We start from the raw sequence: 11,257 nt of genomic DNA, 5'->3' as shown, positions 1-11,257 counted from the left end.
CTATTCCAACCATTCCTTTTGGAATAGATTTTAGACATTCCAAAAAGAACTTTTTATAAATTGATGGAAAAGTCAGATTAAGTTCTCGTTCCAATTCTTTCAACTTTTTCATATAGTTTCTTCAAATGACACACAACGGTTGTGTATAAGAATAGTGCGTTTTTGTGTCCGAGGATTTTCCGCAGGAAAATCAGAGTGACTAAAAATGTACTAACCTTTTGATTTAGGAATAAATTTAAGCATTATTTCTTATATTTTGTTGTAAAACGTTTTTATTCACTTTCAAAAACTCCACGTGCAGATAAATATCCGTTTTTCTGTTTCTTAAAAAGTTTTTCAATACTTTCTCCATTCAGACCTTTCCAATTCGCGTTTTTGTCCTTTTTTATTGGGTCAAATATATATTTTTGATGATAGTAAATATCTTTCTCTTTACTATATGATAAATAGAGTAAGGCATTATCATAATTTTCAAACGCTGGTCTTCCATAATGGTCATAAGCAATAAATTCAATTGTATCTGTTGATAATTCGTTATATACATTCTGTATTACTTTATACTTGTTTTTGAAACCATTATCTATTACAAAACTTTTGAATATTAGAGTGTCTCCAGTTATAGAATCGATTTCCATTCGTTCAGAATTTTCGTTTGTGTTAAATTCAATCACAGATATTTTTTCTCCGATAAATGCATAGAGATTCACCGAGTCATTTGACATTTTAAATTCCGATTCTTTGCTGATATTAGTCGATTTACAGCTAATCATTATTATTAGAATTCCGAAAATAGGAAGTATGCGATTCATTTCGTCAAATGTTTTACAACGGTTACGTATAATATTAGTGGCGCGTTTAAGCACTAATTTAATAAATAGAAACTTGCCAGCGGAAAATTCCGCAGGAATTTTCCAAGTAAGCTAGAACTAGCCATTAATTTTATGCTTTGTTGGCACCTGTGCTTTTAATATTTTTTTCTTGTCGATTCAATTATTTTCCCATTTTCATCATATTCCCAAGACCTCAATAATTTTCCATTTTCGTCCCAATCTTTATAAATTCCTGTCGTTTTTCCTTTTTCACGAAACATTTCAGAGCTTAAAACTCCGTTTTTATGAAAATATCTAACAATTTGTCTGTCTTGTTCCGGATGATAAATTGTTTCTTTTTCCTTTTCTCCATTTTGACGGAAGACAATATTTGACAACATTTGTCCTTCATGGTTGTATATTCTTTCTATCCAAATTTTTCTTTTGGACAGTATTTCTTTAGCTTGTTTTAAGTCAACGTTATTTAAGTCCGAATAGATTTTTAAGTGTAAATATGAAGTATCAATTTCTCTCCAAATCGTTGTTGTATCAATTGGAATATCATTTTTGAACTTTTCAATTTTAGTTAAATTTCCTTTACTTGAAAACCATTTAAAAACTCCATTTTTCTTTCCATTATTATAAGTCTGTTTACTTTGAAGAGTATCATTAGGAAACCACAACAATCTTTGACCATTTAAACTACCATTTTTATAATTTTCCTCTAACTGCTTGTTTCCATTCTGATAATATTCTATTCTCTTGCCTTCGTATTTTTGTTCAATTTGTTCTTTATCAAATAATTGTTGTAGTTTTTTCTTTAAGGTAAGTTGATTAGGATATTTTACATCTTCATATCCATTAAATACTTTTATTCTTTTCGACCGAGTGCAATAGCCAGTAGTTAACTTCTTAAAATGTTCATTGTTATAGCCAAAAATTACCCATTCATCACCAACTCTTTCTTCTAAATCACAAGATGTCCAACCTTTAAGTAATGGATGAGAACCTGAAACGAGAATGTTTTTGATTTGTTCTCCTTTATACAATTCTAATATTTCAAAATTCATTTGGTGAACATACGAGTCCGTTTCAATATTTTCAGCTTCTTTTATTCCAATTATTTTTATGTGAGCAATGAAACTGTATTCGTTTAAGTCTTCTTTTGTTTTGAAATCAGGTTTCATAGCACAAGAACAAGAAAATGATTTAGCTGAAAATAATATCAGAAAAATGAATGTTAGTTTTAATCTCATAGTTTGTTTTTGCATTGGTGCCAACGGTTACGTATAATATTAGTGGCGCGTTTAAGCACTAATTTAATAAATAGAAACTTGCCAGCGGAAAATTCCGAAGGAATTTTCCAAGTAAGCTAAAACTAACCATTAATTTTATGCTTTGTTGCCAGTAGTTTTTATGTGTCAGTCGAGATTTCGTCCCATTCTTGTTCCATATAATTCACTAACCAGTTCAATGCATAATGCCTTTCGTAAACAACTCCTGAATTCAGTCCGTTTAATTCGTGTCCATTTAGTCTTGCATCAACACAAGTCCAATCTATTCTATAATATAAATCGTTTGCGTCCAAAATTTCCGTTTTTGTTCTTGATTTTGTAATGCTATTTATGAAAATATTTGGGTCTTTATCTTATCCAATTGGATATTTTTCAAAAGGAATTTTATTCAAATCGCACATTTCATTAGGGTATTCTAAATCCTCGACAATATTCAATGCCCACATTAAAGTCCAAATTCCTTCACTTTTCCAAGTTTCTTGATTTTTCTTTTCGTCAGTTGGGTTTTCTAAAAAACTTTTTTCATCAGGTGTTACAAATTCCCAAAGATTATACTTTTTCAAATATTCAATAGCTTCTTCTGCTTTTATGTTATTAAAAGCAACCATATTCGTAGTTGCTAAAATAGAAACTCTTTGAGCAATTTCTTTTGGTGTTCTCAATGTTGTTTCCTCTTCAGATTCTATATGTGGAAGATTATAATTTATTTTAACTCCTTTGCTTTTTAGAAACTTCTCTGTTCTTTCTTTTCGGTTAAGTTTTTTTTTAGATTTAAATAGTCCAAACATTTCTTTATTATTATTTGATTCAGCCTTTTTGTCCGAGAAATTACAGGACATTAAGTTTAAAATTATTCCGAATATTATTAGTTTTCTCAATGTCTCTTAAATTACTGGCAACGGTTACGTATAATATTAGTGGCGCGTTTAAGCACTAATTTAATAAATAGAAACTTGCCAGCGGAAAATTCCGAAGGAATTTTCCAAGTAGCTAAAACTAGCCATTAATTTTATGCTTTGTTGGCAATAGTTATTTTATTTTCTTTCCATTTTTAAAATGAGATGTCAACTTCTTTCCTTCTTTATTTGAGCAAATTTCTGTACCGTGCTTCTTTCCGTTTAGAAATTCACATCGATAAGTAGTTATTCCCTCTGTAATGGTTTCTTCTAGGATTTTATTTCCGTCTTGGTCATAATATTCAATTTCTTGCCATGTCGCTTTTTTGTTTGATTTAAACTGTATTTTCTTTTCAGGAGTGAAAGGTTTATTGGTATTATAAATCATTTTGCCAACAAGTTCTTTGTCACTTAAATTGAAATATACAAAGTGGACTAGAATAATTCCATCTTTAAATTCGTCTTCATAAACTACATGTCCATTATTACGAACTTTTTGAGCGAATCCAGTGAATTTTTGGTCATTATCGATTTTATAGGCAATGTTATTTTCGTCAAGGTAAATGTCTTTAACAGATAAGATTTCCTGTCCTAATATTTTAGAAAAAGTCAATAAACTAATTATTAAAATGGAAAATCGGATTGTTTTCATAATTATTGCCAACGGTTTGAATATGCGTAGTAGCGGAATTCAAATCACTTACTATTCAGTTTGTAATCTAAATTTTGACCAAAGGTAACAAAGTTGAATTAATCACAAAAACCGCTATTACGTATATTTTTTGTTAGCAAACGTTTTAATTTATATTTTTTCGATACCTATAGCGCTTTCACTTTTTAGATGTCTAGGTAATTTGAATTTTGGAAATGCTTTTCAAGTCAATATCAATAATAATTCCGGTATCGCCATAACAAATTAGGTGTTCATTTTTTACTTCGGCTTTGTGAATAGGGTTTGAAAAGGTGAAAAAGATTGCCCAATCTAAAATGTTGTTTGGAGAGATTGACGCTACAAATCCCTCATTACCCATAGCGCCACTACCAAACACAAATGTTTGATTTTTGGATGTAAAAGCACCTTTTACAATATCTATTTCTGTCCAAATATCATCTTCGTATTTTTCTAAACTTTCAATAGTTGTATCACATAATGGTGACCAATATTGTTTTGTTTTTTTAGTGTTTGAATCATAAACGCTGTATGTATTTCCCATTATAATTTCACCTTCTCCCATAACAATACAGTCATAACCAGGAAGATAGCCTTGTTGCCATTTTTCCTGTATTTTGGGATGCATTGTGTATTCTAAATCATTAAAATCTATTTGTTGAGCTTCTGCTAAAAAGCGTTCAGGCAACAGGTTTAAAAACCGTTTTACGGCTTTCATTTTTGATGTTACAAATTCAACATCATTTAATTTTGAAAGCTCTATTTTTTCTGATTGTTGGGACTGTAATTCATCGTTAAAAGAACTGCAAAGTTGGTATTTAAAAGAAATTACATCATCTCCGATATCCATACTCAATAATGCGGTTAAAAAGTGAGGTTTAACCGTTTTGTGAGACCACTGGTAATCATCAAAATCCAATTCTAATCGCCACTGGCTGTTGCGTCCCCAAGCGGCATATTCAAATTCATGAACAATAGGCAATGGATGTTGAAATTTCTTTTCTTTTAGTATTTTTTTGAATGAAGGGCTAATATCTTCTTTCAATTTTGGTAGTTCTGCTCGTAATAAGCAATTAAGTTCGATATAAAGTTTACTACGTTTTACGTTTTCTAGTCCATTCATAGTTAAAGCATTATTTATATCCATATATAGTGATAATATCACTTTCTTGCTCAAAAGGAATGTTGAGTTTATTTAACAACTGAACCAATGCTCTAGTGGCATCAATAATTTTTGGTGGTACTAAGCAACCTTGGTGTATTTGTTGGGATGCTCTTATTTCTAGCCATTCAATAGTAAAAAACATGGGTAAACCTTCTTCCCAAAAACTTGACCAATCTCCTTGATATTTAGGTGGTTCTTTAAAGTCTTTAAAGGTGAATGCAGCTTTTTCCTGTAAGATTAATTTTTCGTTATAAGCTGGAGGAAACGGTAATGTTTCTATGTTTTGCTGTAGTTCGAGCCACTTGGTATCATTCATTACAGACGATAGGTTTCGGCTTTTAACAATTTTGCTTACTTGTTGTTTCAGTTTTACAATATCTTCATCATTTTCTGTCAGGTATTTGTATTTTTCGAATAATGATAAGCCAAGCGAATCTACAGATGCATAAATATTACGTTTTTTCTCGGTTTTCATAAATTAAATTTTTCTTCAAAAAGAGAGGTATTCACAAGTTTTCTTGAGGTTATATTTTTTTATAATTCCTTTCTCCCATGCTAAATATTCGTCCTTAAAATTGTTAAAATCACTTGGTATTCCTTTGGTCCAATATATGTTTCCATGAACTAATAACATAGCCCAATGATATTCTAACTCATGGGTTAGTTCATAGACATCTTCTAAGGTTTTTGGCATATTTATTAAAAAGCTTTGCTTTAGTTTTTTGTCAGCTTCATGGTAGGAAATTTTTCCATATTTTACCATAATGTGCTTAATTAACTCACAAAACGAATAGTGATTAAAAACAAGGCTTTCGTCTTCATCTTTAAATGGTAAATTATCTTGTAGCGTTTTGTTTTTCATAATCTAGATAGTTTTTCAAATGTCTTGTTGCAAAACGCTTAAAATATCAGAAGAATCTTTTATGGTTTTTTCGCATACTGATGATTCAGTAAAAACAGTATGTTCTAAACTGCAATCCTTAATGTTGGTTTCACAGAAATTTGATTCCAAAAAAGTAACATCCTCAAAATCACAATTTCTAAACCTACACTGCTTAAATTCACATTGTTTGAAGGATACTTTAGCAAAAATTATATTTCTGAATTCTACTCCCAAAAATGATGAATTTTCAATAGAAGAGCTGTAATAATGCTGATTGATAAAAGTTTTTGCACTAAACTTTTTATTTGACGTTATCATTAACTTATTCATATTATTCTTAATCTATTGTATCAATATTTGCTTAATACAACTCTATTTCCCAATCTTCGTACGGAGGTTCTACCTTAAAGTTAAAATCACAATACGAACAGATATAATCTGTTGCTCGTTTTTCGGCATATTTGGCGTTAAGCACTTCTCCGTTTTCATCCATTTCTATCACATTGGCAAAAATAGCATAGGCTTGTTCTATGGCACTGGGCTCTTCGCCATATAGTTTTAGGTAATCAATGCCTTTTAATTGGTAATGCGTACCACTTGCCATAAAATAGGCAAAACTTCTGAGTGCTCCGCTAAATGATTCGCTTAGTTTCATATATAATTTTGGTTGGGTAAGTCACTAAAAATACATCTTATACTATCAATAATTTTCCAACAAGTATCATGGTCTAATCCCTTAGGCCTGTTTACTTTCCAATGCCCCATGCTTGCTTTTAAAGTTTCGTTAATGCTAAACAGTTGAAATGCCACTTCTTTTTCTATAACCGGTTTTTCTGCGTAATGTTCTTGTAAACACTGTAATGCTTGAAGAAACCTAGCAATTCGTTCTTCTTCTACATCGGCACTCATTCTAAACAATGTGTCTAATCCATCGTCTGATTCATATTCTTTAGCAATGTGTTTTTTAGCTTCCTGAAAGTTCATATTGTAGTAGTATTATTTACACAATTTAGGGATATATAATTTCAGTTGTTTTTGTATTTCTGGATGCAAATCATCGATACTAAATTCATCATCTCCTTTTAATTTTATTTTAGTGAGACTGTTTGATATAGGACAAGTATAAATATAGGTTTCATAATATTCTTTTGATAAGGTCTCATTGACAAACATTTCTACTTTAAAAGTTACTTCGTGCGTGTTGTTGTTGCTTACAATCTTGTTTTCCGTATAGGTAATAGCACAACCAGAACCGCAGGAAATAACAAATGAATTATTTGCATTTGATGGGCTATTGGCATTTGTTGCTGACACCAAAAATTCTTTAAATTCTAAAAACTCAGGGTCGCCAGCAGGTCTTATGCTATCTATTTTCCAATTTATCATAATTTTTTGTTCATTAATAAACGTTCCTTCCCATTTATCATCACTTATCAACACAACTTTTTCATTATTGCTTTTTACTGTAAATAGTACTTCATCATAATCAATATTATTAAAATTTATGTAGGTAACTGTGTCTGCATAAACTTTTCCGAGATGTAATTTTTCATCAGGTCTTAAACGACTTTTAAAATTATCTGGAATCTTGTTTTGTTCTGTTTCTGAAAGAACCTCTATTGTGTCTTTATTTTCCTCTCCTGTATTGACTATGGTGTTAGTTTTTGTTTTTTCAGCTTTTTTTGATGTATTTTTACAAGATGTTAAGTCAATACTAAGCAAGAATATAAGGAGTAAAAGTGGGGTGGTTTTAGTTTTCATTTTTTTATAGTTGGTTTTTGATCTATTTATATCCATATATTTTTATTCCTTCAGTGGATCCTTCGTATTCAAATTGTGTTCCTGCTTGCAATGCTTTAGCAATTAGCTTGATGTTTTGGGTATGAGTTTTGGGTGTAAGCCGTTCATCTCTATTTTTTCGTTCAGTTTGTATTATGGAAGGAATAAATAACCATTCAATTTCTTTTAATTCAAAAACACCCCAATAATCTTCTATATATTTTTTGTTGATGATATCTTCTACGTTGGGAACCGTGAACTCTTTTGCGTTATCGTCTAATAAAAGTTTTATGTTCATCATGCATTTCGGGTCTATTTCTTTTACAATTGAAAATAACTTCTGCCACTTTGTAGTGTTCATAAAACTGACTTTTTTTATGATTTCTTCTTGTAGTTTCAATTGATAGGTATTGGGATTTGACATAGTATTAATTTCAGATTCATCAATGATGATAATTCGCTTCGTTTCCTTTATTTATAGGTTTGTCCATCGTATTTTAATATAGAAGTAAGCGTAGTGGAGGTTTCTTTGGCATCACAATCGCCTTGACTATCTTCTACATTTTTAATTTCTGTAACCTTGTTTTTCACAATAAGATTATAGTACGCATTGGTTTGTTCTTCAGAGATAATAAGTACTTTATTTTCATCTGTAAATTCACCCAAGCAGTTACCATCCCATTCACCGCCATAATTTTTTACTTCAAAATTGTGTAACACTTTTTGTAAACTATTGCTTTTTATAATAAACAACGAAAGAAGGTCGCTTACATAAGGATTGACACGTGAACTACCCACAAAATGGGTTTTAACACCAAAAGCTCTTTCATTTTCTGTAATGATATAGGGTGCGGTGTCTATAACTATTTCTTGTAGTACTATAGCATCCGAAACCCAGCCGTTTGTTTTGGCACTTTCAAAATAGTGAAATAAAACCTGCTTGTTTTCAATATTCGCATAGGCAATATGGGTATTAAGCGAAAAGTAATGTTCTTCTTCGCTACCTTCTACAATTTCGGGAATGACCACAACGGCTTCGTGCGGACGGTTAGGCAGTATTTTAAATGCTTGTAAGCTTGGTATTAGTTTTGAGCGTTTTATGTTTAATTCATCTATCACCAATTCATAAAATATATCACTTAAGCCTAACATTCTAAATTTTCCGTTGGGCTCTATTTTAATAATACTTGTTTCTTTGCTTACTTTAAACTGATAATTAATCGTGATGCGGTCTGTTTCAATTTTTGATTTTGTGCTTGTCCAATTTTGTATTTTTGCGTTATAAGCGACCATTTCTGAAGCAATCACATGGCCTTCTAAATCATAGTTGATAAGTCTAGATTCTATTTCCTTATCGCTTCGTATTGCTGTTATGACTACGGTATAAAAATCTTTAGATAACTTTAATCGGTAGGCATCAATAATACTATAATTGGATTTGAGGGTATTCCAATTTTTATAAACCTTAGCCAGTTTTAATTCTTCGGTATTTATTTTTTGATAATCGCCTTTATCTGTAAGGTTATCAAACGAAGTGCTTTCCAAAAGAGGAACACTTTTTAGTTTCAGTTTTAAAAACTCTTCTTTGAAGGTTGATGTAGTATGTTCTGAGGGTTCGGCTGCCGCTTCAACAGCACTTTCTATCTCTACAGGTTCTACCTTTTTATCTTTGATGTTTTGCTTACAAGAACAAAAGATTAGTAGGATTAATATGAAGTAAAGAAATTTCATTTTTGGTTAATTTGTAGTATTAGTTCTTTATTAGAATGTTATTGTTTATAGTATCTGTTTTAACCGGATAAGCATCTTTGTAATACGTTAACGCACCGTAATAGCGAGTGGTATCATTTTTATAAGCCTTGATGTTGTAGGTTGCCAATTTTTGAGTTTGATACATAGTCAAATCTTCCACAACCATACCGCCTAAATCTTCTTCGTTATCTATAAAATAAGCCGTCCCGTAATCTTGAAATACAGATAGTTTTGAGTTCTTGCTATACGTGTAAATTGCCAAGGTAGCATAAGGTGCTTCGTATGTGTTTTCAGAATATTTTTTTTGATTGATTATTGGGTTTTTACCTATTACTTCAATTACCTTGCTTTTTATAATATTGTTTAAGGAATCTCGATCTTTAATAGGGTGTTTCACCAAATATAAATTGGGATAAACTTTAGATTGAATAAATTTCATTTTTGTAAAAAACAGATGGTTGATAGTAAAGCCAACTAAAGCAATTAAGAACAATGATGTTGCGATAATAATTCTTACTCTTTTTGCCACAATCCATTTTAAAATTTTGTAGAGTAGGAATAAAACCAAACCAGCTAATAGGAGTAAAAAAATGATGAGGAGTATTTCCATAATATTTAAATTACATCGATTACTTTTTCTAATACATAATGAATGATAGCTACAACAAAGGAAATTGTAAGCAATAGTACAAAGCGTATAGCCCAACTGTGTTTATACCACTTTAGTTTCTTTTTCAGGTAAAAAACATCAAAAAGAATGAATAGAACAGCAATGACCAACCCAACTATTAATCCAACGTTAACTAAACCCCAGTTGTAAAACAAATAGTATAAATATCCTACCCCTTCTTTTGACACATCATTAGCACCTAAAACAAGTCGCATATATATTATTCCCAGCAGTAAGGCTAAGACTGTCCAAATGAGGTAAATAAATAGTCGTTTTAAGTGTTTCATTTTATATCCCTTTTTCTTTTGGGAAATCTATAAACTCAAGTGTTCTAAGTGCATCATTTACAATAAAGATTTGGTTAGAAGTCTCAGGATTCCATCCATTCGACCGATAATAGTCAATCAATTTTACAATCACTTTTGGTTTGTTAAAGTTTATCTGCTCACAATCTACATTTTCTCCCTGAATAGCTGTTTTTTCGGTATTTGAAAACCATATAATACCAGAATCGGGATAACCAACCATCCATTTACCCTTTCCATTTCCAGACTTTAACAATTCATTATCTTCTTCTCGAAAATGTAATTTAATGGGTGAATTTTTAAAGTTTTCGAGATATATAATAACCAACTCAGCACATTTTGCAAATTTATAATCATCCAAGTGATAATGAGTTCTTTTCCATAGATAAGTATCCTTTAGATGATTGATTTTCCTTATTCTTATTTTGTTTATTGATTTCATTTTTAGTTAGAAGTAGTTTACTCTTCTTTAAATTCACTGAACATTAATTTAATCATACCATCATTTTTTTTCTTTTCTCCTTTATTGTAAGCCTCTAATGCTAAGGTTAATTTTTGGGCATTCTTTAAGGAAATATTTTTATTGGCTTGAACAAATGCAACGCAACCAAGAAATGAAATTCCTTGGGCTTTCAATTCAATAATTTTATCAGAAAGCGATTTTAAATCTTTAAATTCAGATTTAGTCGCTTCGCTTTTTATTTCCTCTAAATTCATAATTTACTGATTACTGATGTTATCAACAGTCATTTTTTTGTCATTTTAAATGTTTGCTAACGGTTATGCATATGGAAAGTGCGATTTTGTGTACGAGGATTTTCCGAAGGAAAATCAGAAGCAGGCAAAGAAGCAATAACCATAAGATTAAGTACTAAAATAGGCATTTTTGATATGCGATGTTGGGTTTTAGTACTTTTTTTTGTCAGATTAATATTTTATTCAGTTTGTTTTTTCGGTCAAATATTTTTTCCGAAATCTTGCTAAAGTCAGATGATTTATTTGTCCGTTTTTGTTTTGTTCCGCAAACAAACTC

Annotated in this window: 16 protein-coding genes and 1 pseudogene; all 17 read right to left on the bottom strand. The window is 30.6% G+C overall.

The window, feature by feature from the left end; translation table 11 throughout:
* Positions 1–272: 272 nt before the first annotated feature.
* The 17 genes and pseudogenes from ACH5TX_RS01285 to ACH5TX_RS01205 all read right to left on the bottom strand — a co-directional run bounded on the left by ACH5TX_RS01285 (position 273) and on the right by ACH5TX_RS01205 (position 10,941).
* On the bottom strand, positions 273–809 hold the full coding sequence (locus ACH5TX_RS01285) for a hypothetical protein (protein ID WP_439337748.1): 537 nt from the start codon (positions 807–809) through the stop codon (positions 273–275).
* A gap of 155 nt (positions 810–964) precedes the next feature.
* On the bottom strand, positions 965–2,065 hold the full coding sequence (locus ACH5TX_RS01280) for a toxin-antitoxin system YwqK family antitoxin (RefSeq protein ID WP_439337747.1): 1,101 nt from the start codon (positions 2,063–2,065) through the stop codon (positions 965–967).
* 158 nt (positions 2,066–2,223) lie between these two features.
* Positions 2,224–2,892, bottom strand: a pseudogene (locus tag ACH5TX_RS01275) (DUF4272 domain-containing protein).
* A 241-nt stretch (positions 2,893–3,133) separates the two neighbouring features.
* The gene (locus ACH5TX_RS01270) at positions 3,134–3,652 is read right to left on the bottom strand and encodes a hypothetical protein (protein ID WP_439337746.1); all 519 of its coding nucleotides are present in this window, start codon (positions 3,650–3,652) and stop codon (positions 3,134–3,136) included.
* A 193-nt stretch (positions 3,653–3,845) separates the two neighbouring features.
* Positions 3,846–4,793, bottom strand: coding sequence for a hypothetical protein (locus tag ACH5TX_RS01265; RefSeq protein ID WP_439337745.1), 948 nt, complete (start codon positions 4,791–4,793; stop codon positions 3,846–3,848).
* 10 nt (positions 4,794–4,803) lie between these two features.
* A complete protein-coding gene (locus ACH5TX_RS01260; protein ID WP_439337744.1) occupies positions 4,804–5,310 on the bottom strand; it encodes a DUF6678 family protein in 507 nt (168 codons plus the stop codon).
* A 15-nt stretch (positions 5,311–5,325) separates the two neighbouring features.
* Positions 5,326–5,697: a hypothetical protein gene (locus tag ACH5TX_RS01255; protein ID WP_439337743.1), complete on the bottom strand. Its 372-nt coding sequence runs from the start codon at positions 5,695–5,697 to the stop codon at positions 5,326–5,328.
* 15 nt (positions 5,698–5,712) lie between these two features.
* Complete coding sequence (locus tag ACH5TX_RS01250; protein ID WP_439337742.1) at positions 5,713–6,048, bottom strand: pentapeptide repeat-containing protein; 336 nt, start codon at positions 6,046–6,048, stop codon at positions 5,713–5,715.
* 31 nt (positions 6,049–6,079) lie between these two features.
* Positions 6,080–6,373, bottom strand: a complete 294-nt coding sequence (locus ACH5TX_RS01245; protein ID WP_439337741.1) for a DUF7677 family protein — start codon at positions 6,371–6,373, stop codon at positions 6,080–6,082.
* Positions 6,370–6,702 carry a hypothetical protein gene (locus ACH5TX_RS01240; protein ID WP_439337740.1) on the bottom strand — a complete coding sequence of 111 codons (333 nt, stop codon included), beginning with the start codon at positions 6,700–6,702 and terminating at the stop codon, positions 6,370–6,372. The genes ACH5TX_RS01245 and ACH5TX_RS01240 overlap by 4 nt, the downstream gene beginning before the upstream one ends.
* A 12-nt stretch (positions 6,703–6,714) precedes the next feature.
* On the bottom strand, positions 6,715–7,479 hold the full coding sequence (locus ACH5TX_RS01235; RefSeq protein ID WP_439337739.1) for a hypothetical protein: 765 nt from the start codon (positions 7,477–7,479) through the stop codon (positions 6,715–6,717).
* A 22-nt stretch (positions 7,480–7,501) separates the two neighbouring features.
* A complete protein-coding gene (locus ACH5TX_RS01230; RefSeq protein ID WP_439337738.1) occupies positions 7,502–7,921 on the bottom strand; it encodes a DUF6678 family protein in 420 nt (139 codons plus the stop codon).
* Between the two features lie 47 nt (positions 7,922–7,968).
* Entirely contained in the window at positions 7,969–9,228 is a 1,260-nt protein-coding gene (locus ACH5TX_RS01225; protein WP_439337737.1) for a PA3715 family protein, read from the bottom strand.
* 19 nt (positions 9,229–9,247) lie between these two features.
* On the bottom strand, positions 9,248–9,859 hold the full coding sequence (locus tag ACH5TX_RS01220; RefSeq protein WP_439337736.1) for a hypothetical protein: 612 nt from the start codon (positions 9,857–9,859) through the stop codon (positions 9,248–9,250).
* A gap of 5 nt (positions 9,860–9,864) precedes the next feature.
* Positions 9,865–10,134: a hypothetical protein gene (locus ACH5TX_RS01215; RefSeq protein ID WP_439337735.1), complete on the bottom strand. Its 270-nt coding sequence runs from the start codon at positions 10,132–10,134 to the stop codon at positions 9,865–9,867.
* 73 nt (positions 10,135–10,207) lie between these two features.
* Positions 10,208–10,666, bottom strand: coding sequence for a hypothetical protein (locus tag ACH5TX_RS01210; protein WP_439337734.1), 459 nt, complete (start codon positions 10,664–10,666; stop codon positions 10,208–10,210).
* Between the two features lie 17 nt (positions 10,667–10,683).
* Positions 10,684–10,941: a hypothetical protein gene (locus ACH5TX_RS01205; RefSeq protein WP_439337733.1), complete on the bottom strand. Its 258-nt coding sequence runs from the start codon at positions 10,939–10,941 to the stop codon at positions 10,684–10,686.
* Between the last annotated feature and the right edge of the window lie 316 nt (positions 10,942–11,257).

This window comes from Thalassobellus citreus (assembly GCF_044385915.1).
Classification (GTDB): Bacteria; Bacteroidota; Bacteroidia; order Flavobacteriales; family Flavobacteriaceae; genus Thalassobellus; species Thalassobellus citreus.
This window is presented reverse-complemented; position numbering and strand designations above follow the sequence as displayed.